This is a genomic window from Geodermatophilus telluris (assembly GCF_900102745.1).
In the GTDB taxonomy this organism is placed as follows: domain Bacteria; phylum Actinomycetota; class Actinomycetes; order Mycobacteriales; family Geodermatophilaceae; genus Geodermatophilus; species Geodermatophilus telluris.
Genome location: NZ_FMZF01000001.1, coordinates 918,110 through 934,206, shown reverse-complemented (window position 1 = coordinate 934,206; position 16,097 = coordinate 918,110). Strand labels below are relative to the sequence as shown.

At 76.6% G+C, this 16,097-nt stretch carries 18 protein-coding genes and 1 riboswitch; of the genes, 3 read left to right on the top strand and 15 right to left on the bottom strand.

The annotated features are described in order from the left end of the window. Positions 1 to 56: 56 nt before the first annotated feature. Complete coding sequence (locus BLQ97_RS04540) at positions 57 to 1,091, bottom strand: uroporphyrinogen decarboxylase family protein (RefSeq protein ID WP_091363508.1); 1,035 nt, start codon at positions 1,089 to 1,091, stop codon at positions 57 to 59. Positions 1,092 to 1,138: 47 nt separating this feature from the next. Here BLQ97_RS04540 and BLQ97_RS04535 point away from each other — a divergent pair, with 47 nt between their 5' ends. Further along, complete coding sequence (locus BLQ97_RS04535; protein ID WP_091363969.1) at positions 1,139 to 1,717, top strand: gamma carbonic anhydrase family protein; 579 nt, start codon at positions 1,139 to 1,141, stop codon at positions 1,715 to 1,717. Positions 1,718 to 1,795: 78 nt separating this feature from the next. Here the strand turns inward: BLQ97_RS04535 and BLQ97_RS04530 are convergent, their stop codons facing one another. The 7 genes from BLQ97_RS04530 to BLQ97_RS04500 all read right to left on the bottom strand — a co-directional run bounded on the left by BLQ97_RS04530 (position 1,796) and on the right by BLQ97_RS04500 (position 8,153). Next, positions 1,796 to 2,866 carry a threonine aldolase family protein gene (locus BLQ97_RS04530; protein WP_091363506.1) on the bottom strand — a complete coding sequence of 357 codons (1,071 nt, stop codon included), beginning with the start codon at positions 2,864 to 2,866 and terminating at the stop codon, positions 1,796 to 1,798. Positions 2,867 to 2,950: 84 nt separating this feature from the next. Continuing rightward, positions 2,951 to 4,033, bottom strand: a complete 1,083-nt coding sequence (gene metX / locus BLQ97_RS04525; RefSeq protein ID WP_245691801.1) for a homoserine O-acetyltransferase MetX — start codon at positions 4,031 to 4,033, stop codon at positions 2,951 to 2,953. A 1-nt stretch (position 4,034) separates the two neighbouring features. Then, complete coding sequence (locus tag BLQ97_RS04520; protein ID WP_091363503.1) at positions 4,035 to 5,327, bottom strand: bifunctional o-acetylhomoserine/o-acetylserine sulfhydrylase; 1,293 nt, start codon at positions 5,325 to 5,327, stop codon at positions 4,035 to 4,037. 42 nt (positions 5,328 to 5,369) lie between these two features. Then, a riboswitch (SAM riboswitch) is annotated at positions 5,370 to 5,487 on the bottom strand. Between the two features lie 43 nt (positions 5,488 to 5,530). Next, positions 5,531 to 6,001 carry an Rv3103c transmembrane domain-containing protein gene (locus tag BLQ97_RS04515; RefSeq protein ID WP_091363501.1) on the bottom strand — a complete coding sequence of 157 codons (471 nt, stop codon included), beginning with the start codon at positions 5,999 to 6,001 and terminating at the stop codon, positions 5,531 to 5,533. Continuing rightward, positions 5,998 to 6,891: a mechanosensitive ion channel family protein gene (locus BLQ97_RS04510; protein ID WP_091363500.1), complete on the bottom strand. Its 894-nt coding sequence runs from the start codon at positions 6,889 to 6,891 to the stop codon at positions 5,998 to 6,000. Before BLQ97_RS04510 ends, BLQ97_RS04515 begins: the two co-directional genes overlap by 4 nt. A 67-nt stretch (positions 6,892 to 6,958) precedes the next feature. Then, on the bottom strand, positions 6,959 to 7,741 hold the full coding sequence (locus BLQ97_RS04505; RefSeq protein ID WP_091363498.1) for a thioesterase family protein: 783 nt from the start codon (positions 7,739 to 7,741) through the stop codon (positions 6,959 to 6,961). Positions 7,742 to 7,784: 43 nt separating this feature from the next. Continuing rightward, positions 7,785 to 8,153 (bottom strand): hypothetical protein, encoded by a 369-nt coding sequence (locus tag BLQ97_RS04500; protein ID WP_091363497.1) that lies wholly within the window; start codon positions 8,151 to 8,153, stop codon positions 7,785 to 7,787. A gap of 126 nt (positions 8,154 to 8,279) precedes the next feature. Here BLQ97_RS04500 and BLQ97_RS04495 point away from each other — a divergent pair, with 126 nt between their 5' ends. Beyond that, positions 8,280 to 9,257 carry an EamA family transporter gene (locus BLQ97_RS04495; RefSeq protein ID WP_091363495.1) on the top strand — a complete coding sequence of 326 codons (978 nt, stop codon included), beginning with the start codon at positions 8,280 to 8,282 and terminating at the stop codon, positions 9,255 to 9,257. Here BLQ97_RS04495 and BLQ97_RS04490 read toward each other — a convergent pair. Then, positions 9,254 to 10,255: an ABC transporter substrate-binding protein gene (locus BLQ97_RS04490; RefSeq protein ID WP_217637031.1), complete on the bottom strand. Its 1,002-nt coding sequence runs from the start codon at positions 10,253 to 10,255 to the stop codon at positions 9,254 to 9,256. The two genes, BLQ97_RS04495 and BLQ97_RS04490, sit on opposite strands and share 4 nt — an antisense overlap. A 106-nt stretch (positions 10,256 to 10,361) precedes the next feature. On the opposite strand from BLQ97_RS04490, the gene BLQ97_RS04485 reads away from it, so the two are divergent. Continuing rightward, positions 10,362 to 11,303 carry a siderophore-interacting protein gene (locus tag BLQ97_RS04485; RefSeq protein ID WP_217637030.1) on the top strand — a complete coding sequence of 314 codons (942 nt, stop codon included), beginning with the start codon at positions 10,362 to 10,364 and terminating at the stop codon, positions 11,301 to 11,303. Here BLQ97_RS04485 and BLQ97_RS04480 read toward each other — a convergent pair. The 6 genes from BLQ97_RS04480 to BLQ97_RS04455 form a co-directional block, all read right to left on the bottom strand. After that, positions 11,300 to 12,136 carry an ABC transporter ATP-binding protein gene (locus tag BLQ97_RS04480; protein ID WP_091363493.1) on the bottom strand — a complete coding sequence of 279 codons (837 nt, stop codon included), beginning with the start codon at positions 12,134 to 12,136 and terminating at the stop codon, positions 11,300 to 11,302. The two genes, BLQ97_RS04485 and BLQ97_RS04480, sit on opposite strands and share 4 nt — an antisense overlap. After that, positions 12,133 to 13,236: a FecCD family ABC transporter permease gene (locus BLQ97_RS04475; RefSeq protein WP_281181362.1), complete on the bottom strand. Its 1,104-nt coding sequence runs from the start codon at positions 13,234 to 13,236 to the stop codon at positions 12,133 to 12,135. Before BLQ97_RS04475 ends, BLQ97_RS04480 begins: the two co-directional genes overlap by 4 nt. Further along, the gene (locus tag BLQ97_RS04470) at positions 13,233 to 14,306 is read right to left on the bottom strand and encodes a FecCD family ABC transporter permease (RefSeq protein WP_091363491.1); all 1,074 of its coding nucleotides are present in this window, start codon (positions 14,304 to 14,306) and stop codon (positions 13,233 to 13,235) included. The genes BLQ97_RS04475 and BLQ97_RS04470 overlap by 4 nt, the downstream gene beginning before the upstream one ends. A gap of 52 nt (positions 14,307 to 14,358) precedes the next feature. Continuing rightward, positions 14,359 to 15,072 (bottom strand): mycothiol-dependent nitroreductase Rv2466c family protein, encoded by a 714-nt coding sequence (locus tag BLQ97_RS04465; RefSeq protein WP_091363488.1) that lies wholly within the window; start codon positions 15,070 to 15,072, stop codon positions 14,359 to 14,361. A gap of 107 nt (positions 15,073 to 15,179) precedes the next feature. Continuing rightward, positions 15,180 to 15,674: a glutathione peroxidase gene (locus tag BLQ97_RS04460; protein WP_091363486.1), complete on the bottom strand. Its 495-nt coding sequence runs from the start codon at positions 15,672 to 15,674 to the stop codon at positions 15,180 to 15,182. Positions 15,675 to 15,694: 20 nt separating this feature from the next. Further along, positions 15,695 to 16,090 (bottom strand): DUF2237 family protein, encoded by a 396-nt coding sequence (locus tag BLQ97_RS04455; RefSeq protein WP_091363484.1) that lies wholly within the window; start codon positions 16,088 to 16,090, stop codon positions 15,695 to 15,697. Positions 16,091 to 16,097 lie beyond the last annotated feature (7 nt).

Sequence of the window (16,097 nt, the reverse complement as noted above, 5' to 3'; positions counted from 1 at the left end):
AGCACAGGGCCGTGCCCACAGCGCGTGCTCACAGCTCCGTGTTCACAGCTCCGTGTTCACAGCTCCGTGCGCAGCACCTCCGCGGCCAGCGCCAGCGAGCGCATCTTGCCCTCGGCGGACGAGCGCGGCAGGTACTTCAGGCCGCAGTCGCTGGTGAGCACCAGCCGCTCGACGTCGACGTCGTCGAGCGCCCGCCGCACCCGGTCGGCCACCACCTCCGGCGTCTCGACCTCCGGCGTGGACAGGTCCAGCACGCCCAGCGCGACGCCCTTGCCGCGCAGCGGCCGCAGCGACGCGGGGTCCAGGTGGGACTGGGCGGTCTCCACCGAGACGGTGTCCACCGGGGTGTCGGCGAGCTCGGGCAGGAACGAGTAGCCCTCGGGCCGCTCGGCGACCATCGCCGCGTAGCCGAAGCACAGGTGCAGGTGTACCGGCCCCGGCGCGCCCTCCACCGCCCGCGTGACGACCTCCGCGCCGTACCGGCGGGCCACCTCCGGCCGCGCCTGCAGCCACGGCTCGTCGACCTGGACGACGTCGGCGCCGGCGGCGAACAGGTCGGCGATCTCCTCGCGGACGACGTCGGCGTAGGCCAGGGCCAGCGCGCGGTCGTCGCCGTAGTGCTCGTCCTGGGCCTGCTGCGCCATGGTGAACGGGCCCGGCAGGGTGATCTTGACGGCGCGGTCGGTGGCGGCGCGGAGGAAGGCGACGTCCCGGGCCTGCACCGGGCCGCGGCGGCGGATCCCGCCGACCACCCGCGGCACCGGGATCGGCTGCCCCGACCGGTTGAGCACCGTGCCCGGGGTGTCGACGTCGACGCCTTCCAGCGCGGTGGCGAAGTGGTTGGAGTAGGACTCCCGCCGCTGCTCGCCGTCGCCGACCAGGTCCAGGCCGGCCCGCTCCTGGGCGCGCACGACCAGCAGCGTCGCGTCGTCCTGGGCCTCCTCGAGCAGCTCCGGGGCCGGCCGCCACAGCTCCCGGGCGCGCACCCGCGGCGGGAACTGGTGGGCCAGGCGGTCGTGGTCGATCAGCCAGGCCGGCTGCGGGAGGCTCCCGACGACGGTGGTGGGCAGCGGCGGCAGCGGGGCGGGCACGGGGCGAGTCTGCCCGCGCGGCCCCGGGGTGTGCTGGGGTGGAGGCCGTGGCGGACAACTACATCGCGGAACTGCCCTTCGGCGCGCCGGCCATCGACGACGAGGCGTTCGTCGCGCCGACGGCGGTGGTCGTCGGCGCGGTGACCATGGGGCCGCGCTCGAGCATCTGGTACGGCGCGGTCGCGCGGGCCGACGCCGAGGTCATCGAGATCGGCGAGGGCTCCAACGTGCAGGACGGCTCGACGCTGCACTCCGACCCGGGCTTCCCGCTCGTCGTCGGCAGGGGGGTGACCGTGGGGCACCGGGTGGTGCTGCACGGCGCGCGGGTCGACGACGACGTGCTGGTGGGCATGGGCAGCGTGGTGATGAACGGCGCGCACATCGGCTCGGGCTCGATCGTGGCCGCCGGCGCCGTCGTCACCCAGGGGACGCAGGTGCCGCCCGGCTCGCTGGTCGCCGGCGTCCCGGCCAAGGTGATCCGGCCGGCCACCGAGGACGACCTCACCCACATCCGGCTCAACGCGCAGAGCTACACCGAGCGGCTGGCCGCGGCGCGGAAGGTCCGGCCGGTGGTGCGCCGCCCGCTGCCGCCCGCCGGCTACACCCCGGGCGACGCCGCCGACTGAGGAAGGACCACCCTTCCCCCCACGCCTCGCACGCTCGGCGCGGGCCCCTGAAGGGTGGCCGTTCCAGCACCTCACCACTCAGACGGCGCCGGCCAGGCGGGCGACGGCGGCGCGGACCTCCTCGACCGGCAGCGCCGTCGTCGCGTCGCCCACCCCGAGCTCCACCCGGAGCACGCCCGGGTCGCCGGTGGTCGCGGGGGAGGGCCAGGTCCACAGCCCCTCCTCGGCCAGGGCGCGCGCGGCGGCGCGGAAGGCGTCCGGGGTGGTCGCCAGCAGCAGGTGCAGCATCGGCGTCTGCGGCGGGTCGGGGACCACCCGCACGCCGGGCAGGCTGCGGACGGCGTCGGCCACCTCCCGGGCCCGCTGCAGGTACTCGGGCATCCGCGGCAGCCGCTCGCGCAGGCAGGTCAGCGCCGAGGCCGCGCCGGGCCAGAGGCCGAACAGGGTGCCGCCGAGCCGGTGCCGCCACTCGCGCACCTCGGCGACGTGGTCGGCCGGGCCGGCCAGGCAGCACCCGGCCAGCGCGCCGATGCCCTTGTAGAAGCTGACGTAGACGGTGTCGAAGGGCGCGGCGAGGTCCGCCGGCGGCAGGTCGTAGCCCGCCGAGGCCTCCCACAGCCGGGCGCCGTCGAGGTGGGCCACCGAGTGCACGTCGTGCGCCCAGGCCACCTGCTCGACGACGTCGTCCCACGGCGGCAGCTGCCCGCCGAGGTCGCGCTGCGGCAGCTCGACCACGAGCGCGGCCGGTGACTCGGCGACGGCGTCGAGGTCGGCGCGCAGCAGCAGCCGGTCGCGGTCGCCGACCGGGCGGGGGACCAGGCCGTGCAGCCGCTCCAGCGCGCCGCCCTCGTGCTGGAACAGGTGGCACTGGGGGTGGGCGACCACGGTGCGCCGCAGGGTGCGCCCGGCGTGCACCCGCAGCGCCGCCTGCTGGGCCATCGTGCCGCTGGGCAGGTACACCGCGGCGGGCTTGTCCAGCAGCGTGGCCACCTCGGCCTCCAGCTCGGCCACCACGCCGCCGGCGCCGTAGCGGTCCACCGCGGTGTCGGGCGGGATCGTGGCCAGCAGGGCGTCGGCGCGCACCGGGCCGTGCCCGCTCAGCGCCCGGTCGCAGGACAGCCGCAGGGCGTCGAGGTCGTCGTCGCTCACCCCGCCAGTCTGTCGAGATCGCGTGATCTCGCACGCGCGGGGGCACCGGGACGTGCGAGATCGCGCGATCTCGACGGGGGAGGGTCAGGTGCCGAGCAGCCCGCGCACCAGCGCGCCCACCGCGTCGGCCTCCACGAGGAAGCCGTCGTGCCCGTACGGCGAGGACACCACCTGCAGCGGCACCCCGAGCGCGTCGGCGACCCGCTGCTGCAGCGCCAGCGGGTAGAGCCGGTCGCTGTCCACCCCGGCGACGACCGCCCGCGCGGTCACCCGGGCCAGCGCGGCCTCCACCCCGCCGCGGCCGCGGCCGACGTCCCAGGTGTTCATCGCCTCGGTGAGCACCACGTAGCTGCCCGGGTCGAAGCGGCGGGCCAGCTTGTCGGCGTGGTGCTCCAGGTAGGAGGCGACGGCGAACCGGCCGTCGGCCTGCACGGTCGTGCCGAACCGCTCCTCGAGCTCGAACGCGCTGCGGTAGGTGAGGTGGGCGATCCGCCGGGCGATGCCGAGGCCGGCGACCGGGTCGGCGCGGACGGCGGCCTGCTGGGTGGTCTGGGTGCCCAGCTGGTCGGCGGTGACCGCGGCCCCCGAGGCGAGGAAGAACAGCCCGGCCACCCGGTCGGGCAGCGCCACGGCCCACTCCAGCGCCCGCATGCCGCCCATCGACCCGCCGATCACCGCGGCCCAGCGGCGCACGCCCAGCGCGTCGGCCAGCGCGGCCTCGACCAGCACCTGGTCGGCCACCGTCACCTCGGGGAACCGCGGCCCCCACGGCCGGCCGTCGGGCGCGGTCGACGACGGCCCCGTCGTCCCCTGGCAGCCGCCGAGGACGTTGGCGCAGACGACGAACAGCCGGTCGGTGTCCAGCGGCGCGCCCGGGCCCACCAGCGACGCCCACCAGCCCGGCGTCGGGTGGCCGGGGCCCGCGGGGCCGGTGACGTGGCTGTCGCCGGTGAGCGCGTGCTCGACCAGCACCGCGTTGCCGCCGTCGGGGGCGAGCTCGCCCCAGGTCTCGTAGGCGACCCGGACGCCGGGCAGCACCCCGCCGCGCTCGAGGTGGACCGGTCCGTCGAGGTCGAGGAACAGCCGGTGCCCGACGGGGTCGCCGTCGCGCCACCCGCCGGTGCGCGGCGGGGTGCGGGACGCCGGCGCGTCCCGCACCCCCGTCACCTCAGGCCCCCTTGGCGGCGCGGAACCCGGCCTCGAGGTCGGCCAGGATGTCCTCGATCCCCTCCAGGCCCACGGCCAGGCGGACCAGCCCCGGCGTGACGCCGGTGGTCAACTGCTCCTCCTCGGTGAGCTGGGAGTGGGTGGTCGAGGCCGGGTGGATGACCAGGCTGCGGACGTCGCCGATGTTGGCCACGTGGCTGTGCAGCTCCAGGGCCTCGACGAACCGCTGTCCCGCCGCGCGGCCGCCGTGCAGCTCGAAGGTCAGCACCGCGCCGGCGCCCCGCGGGGCGTAGCGCTGCTGCGCGGCGTGCCACGGGGAGGAGGGCAGTCCCGGGTAGTTCACCCGGTCGACCTCGTCGTGCGCCTCGAGGAACTCGGCGACGCGGAGGGTGTTCTGCACGTGCCGCTCCATCCGCAGCGACAGCGTCTCGATGCCCTGCACGACGAGGAACGCGTTGAACGGCGAGATCGCCGGGCCCAGGTCGCGCAGCAGCTGGACACGGGCCTTGAGCGCGTAGGCCGGGGCGCCGAGGTCGGCGTAGACCACGCCGTGGTAGGTCGGGTCGGGCGTGGTGAAGCCGGGGAACCGGCCGCTGCGCCAGTCGAACCCGCCGCCGTCGACGATGACCCCCGCGATCGCGGTGCCGTGACCGCCGAGGTACTTGGTCGCCGAGTGGACGACGACGTCGGCGCCGTGCTCCAGCGGGCGCTCGAGGAACGGCGTGGCGATCGTGTTGTCCACGATCAGCGGGACGCCGTTGCGGTGGGCCACCTCCGCCACCGCGGAGACGTCGAGGACGTCGCCCTTCGGGTTGCCGATGCTCTCGCCGAAGAACGCCCTGGTGTTCTCGCGGACCAGGGCCTGCCAGGCCTCGGGGTCGTCGGGGTCCTCGACGAAGGACACCTCGACGCCGAGCTTGGGCATCGAGTGGTGCAGCAGGTTGTACGTGCCGCCGTAGAGCGACGCGGAGGCGACGACGTGGCTGCCGGCCTCGGCGACGTTGAGGATCGCCAGCGTCGTCGCCGACTGCCCGCTCGCCACGGCCAGCGCCGCGACGCCGCCCTCCAGGGAGGCCACCCGCTGCTCGAGGGCGTCCTGCGTCGGGTTCATGATCCGCGTGTAGATGTTGCCCATCTCCGCCAGGGCGAACAGGTCCGCGGCGTGCTGGCTGTCGCGGAACTGGTAGGCCGTCGTGGCGTAGATGGGCAGCGCCCGGGCGCCCGTCGTCGGGTCGGGGCTGGTGCCGGCGTGGATCTGCCGGGTCTCGAAACTCCAGCTCTTCGGGTCGGTCAACGCGCCGTCTCCTCTCGTCCGGAGGACCTGCGGCGCACAGGTGCTCCGTCCTTGCCGCACGGCGGTCGCCGCACGGCCGGCTCTTCCCCTGGGAGCACCTCAGACGGAGGAGGAGGTTGCCGGACAGCCAGCCAGGTACTTCGCGCTGTCGCTCAGGAGCCTGCGCCGACCCTAGCGGGACGCCGGGCAGGTCCGGCAGGGGGTCAGCTCGTCGGGGCGCTCGTCGTCGGCTCGGGCGTGTCGGCCGTCGTCGGCGCGGGCGCCGGTGCCGTCGTGGGCACCGGCGTGGTGGTCGTCGGTCCGGTGGTGTCCTCCTCAGGGGAGGTCCCGTCCGTCGTCGGCGCGGTCGTCGTGGGCTCGTCGGTCACCGGCGCCTCGGGAGTCGTGGCCGGCGCGGTGGTCGCCGGCCCCGGCGTCGTCCCCGGTGCCGGCGCCGGGGTGGTGACGACGGGCGTGCCGGGGTCGCCCGCCGGGGACACCGACTCGGGGCGGACGTAGAGGTGCAGCAGGCCCAGGCCGAGGAAGAGCACCACCAGCACCACGGTCGAGGTGCGGGCCCGGCCGATGTGCCCCGGCACCCGCGGGCGGCGGGTCAGGCCGAAGCGGCCCCGGGCGGCGGGGTCACCGCCCGCGGACCGCTCCTCGTCGGGGCGCGGGGTACCGGGGACGGTCACTGCGCCCCCTGCTTGGAGGGCGCCGCCGGCGCGGCCGGCTCCGGCGGCGGGGCGGGGGTGAGGGTCAGCCCGGCGCGGCGGAAGGCCAGCACGATGCGGGCGCGCAGGTCGCGGCCGACCTCGAACTGCCGCCCGGGCAGCGTGCGCGCGACCACCCGGACGTTGACCTGCTCGAGGTCGATGCTCTCCACGCCCATGACGCTGGGCTCGTCGAGCAGCAGCCGCCGCAGCCCGGCGTCGGCGAACGCCTGCCTGCCGACGTCGCGGAGGATCTCGTTGACCCGGGTGACGTCGGCCGTCGTCGGCACCGGGACGTCGACCACCGCGCGGGCCCAGTCGCGGGAGAGGTTGACGACCTTGACGATCTGCCCGTTCGGGAGGGTGATCACCTCGCCGTCGGCGGAGCGCAGCCGGGTGACCCGCAGCGTGACGTCCTCGACGGTGCCGTCGGCCGGGTCGCCCCCGCCGACGACCTGGATCGAGACGACGTCGCCGAACCCGTACTGCCGCTCGGTGATGAGGAAGAACCCGGCCAGCACGTCGCCGACGATGCGCTGCGCGCCGAAGCCCAGGCCGACGCCGATCACGGTGGCCGGGGCGACCAGCCCGGTGACCGGGACGCCGAGCTTGTCGAGCACGTAGAAGACGGCGACCGCGTAGACCAGCACGATCAGCGACCAGGTGATCACCTGGGTCAGCGAGTGGCGGTGCTTGGCCGCCTCGGAGCGCACCAGCACGTCACCGCCGGTGGAGCGGGCGTCGATGCGGGCGGTGATCCGGCCGCCCACCCAGGTGATGAAGCGGGCGAGCAGCACCGAGCCCAGGATGATCAGCACGATCTCCAGGCCCCGGCCGGCGAGCCAGTCGAGCAGGTCGGTCAGCGGCCCCATGGCAGGTCCGGTCCTCCCCTCGGGTGCGGGTCGCCCCCCATCCAACCGGCTGTGCCCGGCAGGGCGCTCAGCGCGGCTCGACGAACAGCGACGCCAGCGAGCGGCCGAGGCGCCCCCGGGTGTCGTGGAGGTCGGCGGCGCACTGCCCGACCCCGGTGGGGCCGAGGGTGGTCGCGGCGTCCATGCCCAGCCACTCGCCGGCCGGCTGCCGGAACAGCGCGACGACGAGGTCGACGTTGGCGAAGGTGGCCCGCGACCAGTCCAGCTCGGCGGAGATGCCGCTGGCCGCGTCGGTCATCACCAGCAGGTGCTGCAGCGGTGTGATCGGCTCGCCCTCGACCAGGGTGCACAGCGGCCGGGTCCAGGCGGCCGCGGGCCCGGCCTCGCCCAGCGAGCCGGTGGCGGCCCGCCACTCCAGCGACCGGTGGTAGGCGACCTCCTCGCGGAAGGCGGAGAACTGCGCCGGCGCGCTGTCCTCCGGGCCCACCGGGTGCGGGACCGCCGGGCTCGCGGTGTCCGCGCTGTCCGCCGTCCGCACCCGCCACGCCGTCAGCCGCATGGCGGTCCGGCCACCGGCCTCCAGCGTCGCCTCGACCAGCTCGATGCGCCGCCCCGGGCGCAGCACCCGGGCGGCCACCCGCACCGGGCCCACCGGCACCGGCCCGAGGACGTCGTAGGCCAGCCGCACCGTCTGCCCGCCGGATATCCCGCTCACCCGCTCGGCCTCCCGCGCCAGCAGCGCGGCGGGCGGCCCGGCGTGCTGCAGGCCCGGGTCCCACGGGCCGATGGTCAGCGCGGTGGCGACCAGGCCGTCGCCGTCGGGCAGGTAGAACGCGGCGGGCAGCTGCACGCCGGGCAGTCTGCCCAGGGGCCGGGCGGGACGGCTCCCGGGGTCAGCCGCGCCGGGTGAGCCACAGCGCCGTGGCCACCCAGACCAGCCCGCCGGCGGCGGCCGCCGCCCAGATCCAGCGCAGCGGCTGGCCCTCCGTGGACAGCCAGAGCAGCACGGCCACGACGGTGACCGCCCCGGCCAGCGGGGAGGAGCGCAGCAGCGTGCCGGTCGTGTCCGGCCCGGGGACGGCGAAGAACAGCACCAGCGCGGCCACGAAGAGGAACCCGCACAGTGCGGCCAGGAACGCCGCGGTCACCCCGAACTGCGCGGGCAGCACCAGCGCCGCGATACCGAGGACGACGGCGCCGCCGGCCAGCCAGCCCAGCGTGCGGCGGCGGCGCGGGGACCACGGCGGTCGGAGCTCGGTCACGCCGTCGAGGGTGCCCGCCCCGGCTGCACGCCACCCGCACGCCGACTGTGGTGTCGGCCGCGCCGACGACGGGCCGGGTGTGGCCGGTAGGTGTCGTAGCTGACTACGACCGCTACAGTCGGACGGGTGCCGCACACCCGCCGTCCCGCCGTCGGCTACCTGACCACCGTGGCGGCGGCCGGGCTGTTCGCCGTCAACGGCACCGTCTCCACGCTCGCGCTGCAGGCCGGCATCCCGCCGACCTGGCTGACGGCCCTGCGCTGCGGCGGGGCGGCGGTGGGGCTGCTGGCCGCGCTGGCGCTGGTCTCGCCGCGGCGGCTGCGGCTGACCTGGCGCGAGGTGCCCTTCCTCGCCGTCTTCGGCGTGGTGGGCGTGGCCCTCACCCAGTTCCTCTACTTCGTCGCGATCGGCCGCCTCCCGGTGGGCATCGCGCTGGTGTTCGAGATGACCGCGCCGATCGGGATCGCGCTGTGGGTCCGCCTGGTGCGCCGGGAGCCGGTGCGGCCGCGCATCTGGCTGGCACTCGGGCTGTCGCTGGCCGGGCTGGTCCTGGTGGCGCAGGTCTGGCAGGGCGGCGGGTCGCTCGACCCGGTCGGCGTCGGCGCGGGCCTGGCCGCGGCCGTGTGCCTGGCCACCTACTACCTGATGGGCGAGCGGGGGACGGCGACCCGCGACCCGGTCGCGCTGACCACCTGGACGTTCGTGGCCGCCGGGCTGTTCTGGGCCGTCGTCGCGCCGTTCACCGCCCGTTTCGACGCCGGTGTGCTCGGCGAGCGGGTGCCGGTCTCCCTCGGCTCGCTGACCCTGCCGCTGTGGCTGCTGGTGCTGTGGATCGTCGTGCTCGGCGCGATCACGCCGTTCTGGCTGTCGATCGCGGCGCTGCGCCACCTGCCGCCCACCACCGCAGGCCTGGTGGCCACCGTGGAGCCGGTGTTCGCCGCAGGTGTCGCCTGGCTCTGGCTCGAGCAGGTGCTCAGCGGCTGGCAGGTGGCCGGCGGCCTCGTCGTCCTCACCGGGATCGCGCTCGCCCAGACCGCGCGGACCCGTGCCGCCGGGCCGGCGCCGGCGCCCGTCCCCGAGACGCCGGCGCCGCTGTCGCGTTAGCTGACCTTCTGGGCCTCGGCCAGCCAGCCGGCCAGGCGTTCCATGTAGCGGGCCTGGGCGGCCCAGTCCATGCCGACGTACTCCCACGGGTGCACCTGCCCGGCCTGCGCGGCGGGCAGCAGCCCGTAGGTGGGCTGGCCGGCCATCTCCTCGGGCGTCATGGCCCCGCGCAGCGAGTACAGGAGCACGTCGCTGCGGTACTGCGGCACCTGCTCCCAGCTCGCCGTCTGCCAGAAGTACCCCTCGCCGCCCGGGTCGAGGAACCGCACGCCGAGCTCGGAGTACAGCCGCAGCGACGGGTCGTCGGGGGCCTTGGCCAGGTAGAAGCCCTCGTCGGGGTAGGCGGCCACCGGCAGCACGGTGACGCCGGAGGACGCCGCCTCGGTGAGCGCCGCCGACGCCGCCGCGTAGTCCTCCCGGGCGGCGGTCGCCTCCGCGCCGTCGAGGTCCGCGCCGAGGGCCGCGGCGAGCTCGTTGGTGCGCTCGATGACCTCGGCGGCCGAGCCGCGCCAGGCGATCGCCACGATCGGCGCGATCCGCGCCACCTGCTCCTGCTGCTCGAGGGACTCGAAGCCGTAGAGGGGCTGGGTGTCGTCCAGGGTCCCCTCGGCGTCGACCGGGTAGACGGTGGTGACGACCAGGTCGGGGTCGGCCGCGGCTAGTGCCTCCAGGTCGAGCTGGCCGTAGCTCTCGCCGACGACCTCGACGCCGGAGAGGTCGCGGCCCTCGAACTGCACGTCGTCGGCGGCGGAGGTCTGCCCGAACGTGGCCACCGGCGCGATGCCGAGGTTCCACAGCGACGAGGCGACGTCGTTGAGGCCGGCCACCCGCTCGGGCCGCGCGTCGAGCTCCACGGTGGTGCCCACGTCGTCGGTGAACGACCAGCCCGGTCCGCCGGACGCGGCCTCCGCCTCGCTCCCGCCGCCGGAGCAGGCGCTGGCGGCGAGCACGGTCGCCAGCGCGAGGGAGGCGCCGATCGGGCGCGTGGGTCGGGACACGGGATCTCCTCGCGGGTCGGGGGCGGGGTTCCCCGCCGGTGCGGCAGAGGTTAGCCTTGCCTTACTTGCGGTCCGCACGGGCCGTCCCTGGCGAACGGAGACCGGTGTGACGACGAGCGTGGCGCCCCGCGCGGTGGCCGAGCTGCCGCAGTGGCTCTTCTTCGACACCGTCGTCGCCCGGGTGCGCCCGCTCGGCCCGAGCACGGTCCGCATCACGCTGACCGGCCCGCAGCTGGGCGGCTTCGGGGTCGCCGGCGACGACCAGCGGGTCAAGCTGGTGCTCGCCCCCGACCCGGCGGCCCTGGCCGAGCTCCAGGCCGCCGGCGGGGAGTGGTACCCGGCGTACTGCGCCCTGCCCGACGGGCGGCGCCCGGTGCTGCGCACCTACACCGTGCGGGCGGCCCGGCCCGAGCAGGCCGAGGTCGACCTCGACGTCGTCCTGCACGGGGTGGACGACGGGCACGCCGGCCCGGCCGCCACCTGGGCCGCCGCGGCCCGGCCCGGCGACCCGGTCGTGCTCATGGGCCCCGACCGGCCCGGCCGCGGCCGCGCGTGGGGCGTCGAGTGGGCGCCGCCGGCCACCGCGATCTGCCTGCTGCTGGTCGGCGACGAGACGGCGGTGCCCGCGGTGTCCGCCGTCCTGGAGTCGCTGCCCCCGGTGCCGGGGCGCCGCGCCGTGGCCGTCCTCGAGGTCCCCGGGCCCGGCGACGCGCAGAACCTGGTGCTGCCCGAGGGCGTGACCGTGCACTGGCTGTTCCGCTCCGGCCGGCCGCGCGGGGAGCTGCTCGTGCCCGCGGTGCACGCCGCGCTGGTCGACCTCGGCGTCGCCGCCGCGCCCGCCCCGGCGCCGGAGGACGTCGACCTCGACACCGGGCTGCTGTGGGAGGTGCCGGAGGACCCCGCGGCCGGGGCCGGCTGCTACGCCTGGCTGGCCGGTGAGGCCGGGGTGGTCAAGCGGCTGCGCCGGCACCTGGTCGGCGACCTCGGCGTCGACCGCCGCTCGGTCGCCTTCATGGGCTACTGGCGCGAGGGCGTCGCGGAGAACTAGCGGGGCAGGCGGCGGACCGGGACCACCATCGGGGTGCCGGCCACCGGGTCGGGCACCACGCGGGCCTCGAGGTCGAACACGTCGGCCAGCAGCCGCTCGGTGAGCACCTCGTGCGGCGTCCCCGAGGCCACCAGGACGCCGTCGCGCATGGCCACCAGCCGCTGCGCGTAGCGGGCGGCGAGGTTGAGGTCGTGCAGCACGACGACCACGGTGCGCCCGCGCTCGGCGTGCAGTCGGGTCACCAGCTCCAGGACGTCGATCTGGTGGGAGAGGTCCAGGTAGGTGGTCGGCTCGTCGAGCAGCAGCAGGTCGGTCCCCTGCGCCAGCGCCATCGAGATCCAGGCCCGCTGCCGCTGCCCACCGGAGAGCTCGTCGACCGGGCGGTCGGCCAGCCCGCCCAGGTCGGTCCAGGCCATCGCCTCGGCCACGGCCGCCTCGTCCTCGCGCGACCACTGCCGCAGCCAGCTCTGGTGCGGGTGCCGGCCGCGGGCCACCAGGTCGGCGACGGTGAGGCCGGCCGGCGCCAGCGGCGTCTGCGGCAGCAGGCCCAGGACGCGGGCCACCTCGCGGGTCGGTGTCCGGGCGATCGAGCGGCCGTCGAGCAGCACCTGCCCCGCCTGCGGGCGCAGCAGCCGGCCCAGCGCCCGCAGCAGGGTGGACTTGCCGCAGCCGTTGGGCCCGACGATCGCGGTGAAGGAGCCGTCGGTCAGCGACAGGTCCAGGTCGCGGACGACGACCCGGTCGTCGTAGGCGAGGCTGACCGACTCGGCGGCCAGGCGCACCGGTCGGTCGGCCGCCGGTGCGGGCACGGGCGCGGTCTCGGTGGAGGTCATGCGGTGGTCCGCCTCCCGCGGACGAGCAGCCAGAGCAGGTAGGGCGCGCCGACGGCGGCGGTGAGGATGCCGACGGGCAGCGCCTGGGGCAGGACGGTCCGGGTGAGCAGGTCGGCGCCGACGACCAGCGCCGCGCCGAGCAGGCCCGAGGCGAGCAGCGGCGGCCGGGAGCCGCCGGTCAGCCGGACGGCGACCTGCGGGACGACGAGCGCGACGAAGGCGATCGGCCCGGCCGCGGCCACCGCCGTCGCCACCAGCAGGACGGCGACGACGACCACGGCGCCCTGGGCGGCGGCCAGCCGGACGCCGAGCCCGCGGGCCGTGTCGTCGCCGAACTGCAGCGCGCCGAGCACCCGGCCCGCGGCGAGCGCGAGCGGGACCAGGACGAGCAGCGAGAGGGCCAGCGGCGCGGCCTGGTCCCAGGTGCGCGCGTTGAGCGAGCCGGTGATCCAGACGTAGGCCGCCGCGGCGTCGTAGACCTCGGCGCGGGTGAGCAGCCAGTCGGTGAGCGCCTGGGCCACCGACCACAGCGCGATGCCGACCAGGACGAGCCGGTAGCCGTCGATGCCCGCGCGCCAGGCCAGCACGAACAGCAGCGCGCCGACGACGAGGGCGCCGAGCAGGGCGGCGAGCGGGACGCCGAGCCCGCCGAGGAGGGCGCCGGTGGAGGTGCCGCCGCCGAGCACGATGGCCGCGACCGCGCCCACCGAGGCCCCCTGGGTGATGCCGAGGACGTCGGGGGAAGCCAGCGGGTTGCGCGCGAAGGTCTGGAACAGCGCCCCGGCCAGGCCGAGGGCCAGCCCCACCAGCGCGCCGACGACGGTCCGCGGGGCGCGCAGCTCCAGCACGACGAACGCCTGGCCCCCGGTGCCCGCGCCGGCCAGGGTGCGCAGCACGTCCCCGAGGCCGATGGGGTAGTCGCCGCGGCCCAGGCTCAGGGCGCCGAGCAGCACCACGGCGGCCGCCGCCACCAGCGGGACGACGACCGAGCGCCACCGGAAGCGCGCCGAGGCCGGGCCCACCCGGACGCTGACCGCCCGCCCGCCCGGGCGTCCGCCGGGGTCGGGCGGCGCCGTCCGCGCCAGGGCGCCGGCGGTCACAGGCCGGCCGCCGTCCGCCGGCGGCGCACCAGCGCCACGAACGCCGGCCCGCCGACGAGCGCGAGCACGATGCCGACCTGCAGCTCGCCGGGCCGGGCGACCACCCGGCCGACGACGTCGGCGGTGAGCAGCAGCACGGCGCCGAGCAGACCGGCGCAGGGCACCAGCCAGCGGTGCGCCGGCCCGGTGAACGCCCGGACGGCGTGCGGCACGACCAGGCCGACGAAGGCGATCGGGCCGCAGGCGGCGGTGGCGGCGCCGGCCAGCAGGGTGACCGCGCCCAGGCCGACAAGCCGGGCGAGCCACACGCGCTGGCCGAGGCCGCGGGCGACGTCCTCACCCATGCCGAGCAGGTCCAGCGCCGGCGCGTTGAGCAGCGCGAGCACCAGCCCGGCCGCGATGAACGGCGCCACCTGCCAGGCGACGTCGGCGCCGCGGCCGGCCAGGGCGCCGACCACCCAGAAGCGGAAGGCGTCGAGGGAGTTCGAGTCGCTGACCAGCACCGCGCGGACCAGGGCGAACAGCAGCGCGCTCAGCGCGGAGCCGGCGAGCGCGAGGGTGACCGGGGTGGGCCCGCCCCGGCCGGCCGAGCCGAGGACGTGGACGGCGACGGTGCCGGCCAGCGCCCCGGCGAAGGCGAACCACACGTACCCGGCCGGGGTGCCGACGCCGAGCAGCGTGATCGCCAGCACGACGGCGAACGAGGCGCCGGCGGTGATGCCGAGCAGCCCGGGGTCGCCCAGCGGGTTGCGGGTGTGGCCCTGGACGAGGGCGCCGGAGACGCCGAGGGCGGCGCCGACCAGCACGCCGAGCACGGTGCGCGGGACCCGCAGGTCCCACAGGATCACCGCCTCCTCGGTGCGCAGCGAGCGGTCGGTGAGGACCTCCCAGACCGTGCCCAGGCCGATCGGGCGGCTGCCGACGGCGATGCTCGCCGCGCAGGCCGCGACCAGCAGGACGACGAGGGCGAGCAGGCCGAGGAGCCGGCGGCGGGTGCGCGCGGTCCGGCCGGCGGGGATCGCACCAGGCGGGGTCGCCGCGGCGGCGCGGGTCGCGCTGGGGACGGACACCGGCGGCTCCGGACGGTCGGGTTCGGTGAGGCTCACCTTACCCGGCACTGCGTCAGTGCTTCAGGCGGCGGCTGCCCTGGTGCCAGTCCTCCTGGACGCCGACCTCGTCGCCGGTGGCGCCGAACGCGGGCAGCTGGGGGCGCTCGCGCAGGCTGCGCTTGAGCTCGGCGAACCCGGGGAAGCGGGCCAGCCCGACGACGTGGTCCCACAGCTCCACGGCCTGCTCCGCGGTCGGCGGCCGGCTGATGACCGGGCCGAAGAAGGCCACCCCCTCCGGCGGCCGGAAGTGCAGGATCGGCGTCCCGACGTCGCGGCCGGTGAGGCCGAGCGCCTCGTCGGTCTCGGCCCGGATGGCGTCGTCCCACGCGTCGTCGTCCACGGCGGCGGCCAGGTCGGCGGGCAGGCCGGCCTCGGCGAGCACCGTGCCGAGGAACTCGCGGCCGGTGGCCCGCTCCGGCGGCGGCTGGCCGGCGGGGTCCTCGAACACGTGCCGGCCCATCGCCTCGTAGAGCCGGCCGACCGCGGGGCGCCCGTGCTCCTCCCGCGTGCGGGCGGCGACCCGCAGCAGGTGCAGTCCCGCGGTGTGCCCGGCCTCGTACTCGGGCGGGAAGTGGGCGTCGTAGTCGACGTGCGCGTTGAGCAGCCGCAGCGAGACGAACCGCCAGTCGACGTCGTACTCGCGCTGCGCGGCGACCGTGCGGACCCACCTGCTGGTCAGCCAGGCGAACGGGCAGACGGGGTCGAAGTAGAAGTGCAGGTCGGCCATGTCCCCATGCTCCCGCCGGGTGCGCGGGACCGCTCTGCGGGCGCGCTCCGTGCTCCCCGGGTCCGATCGGGCCCGGAACGGGCGGAACCCGCCCGGGGAGCGGGAGGTCAGCGGGGGAGGAGCGCCTCGATCGCCGTCCGGACCTCGGGGGCGCCGGGGTCGGTGGTCGGGCGGAACCGCGCCACCACCGCGCCGTCGCCGTCGACGAGGAACTTCTCGAAGTTCCACTGCACGTCGCCGGCCGCACCGGAGGCGTCGGGCGCCGCGGTCAGCTGCCGGAACACCGGGTGCGCGCCCGCGCCGTTGACCTCGAGCTTCTCGGTCATCGGGAAGCTGACGCCGTAGGTGGCCGAGCAGAACCCGGCGATCTCCTCGGCGGTGCCCGGCTCCTGCCCGGCGAACTGGTTGCACGGCACGCCGACCACGGTGAACCCGCGCGGCCCGTACTCCTGCTGCAGCTGCTCGAGCTGGGTGTACTGCGGCGTCAGGCCGCAGCGGCTGGCCACGTTCACGACCAGGGCGGGGCCGCCGCCGGTGAGCGCGCCGAGGGTGGTCGCCTCGCCCTGCAGGGTCGAGAGCGGCTGGTCGAGCAGGTCGGTCACGGGGGTCCTCTCGCTCGTGGTCACTCGAGGCTGCTGACGTCGTCGGGCACGTCGACGGCGTGCTGGCGCAGCGCGGCCAGCGGGACGACGTCGAGCGCCCGCGCGTTGGTGGCCGCCAGCACGACGCCGGCCGCCGCGCCCGCCCGGTAGGCCTGCAGCCAGCGCGCGGCCACCACGCACCAGCGGTCGCCGGGCCGCAGGCCGGGGAAGCCGAACTCCGGCCTCGGCGTGGTGAGGTCGTTGCCCAGCTCCTGCTGCAGGGCGAGGAACTCCTGGGAGACGACCGTGCACACGGTGTGGCTGCCCAGGTCGTCGGGGCCCGTGCTGCAGGTGCCGTCGCGGTAGAAGCCCGTCAGCGGCTCCGTGCCGCACGGCTGCAGCTCGCCGCCCAGCACGTTGCGCTCGGGCTCGGTCACGCGTCGA

Coding starts and splice junctions, on each gene's coding strand:
- BLQ97_RS04510 (WP_091363500.1), bottom strand. CDS start 6,891: ATGGGGCCGCTGACCGACCTGCTCGACTGGCTCGCCGGCCGGGGCCTG.
- BLQ97_RS04480 (WP_091363493.1), bottom strand. CDS start 12,136: ATGACCTCCACCGAGACCGCGCCCGTGCCCGCACCGGCGGCCGACCGA.
- BLQ97_RS04465 (WP_091363488.1), bottom strand. CDS start 15,072: ATGGCCGACCTGCACTTCTACTTCGACCCCGTCTGCCCGTTCGCCTGG.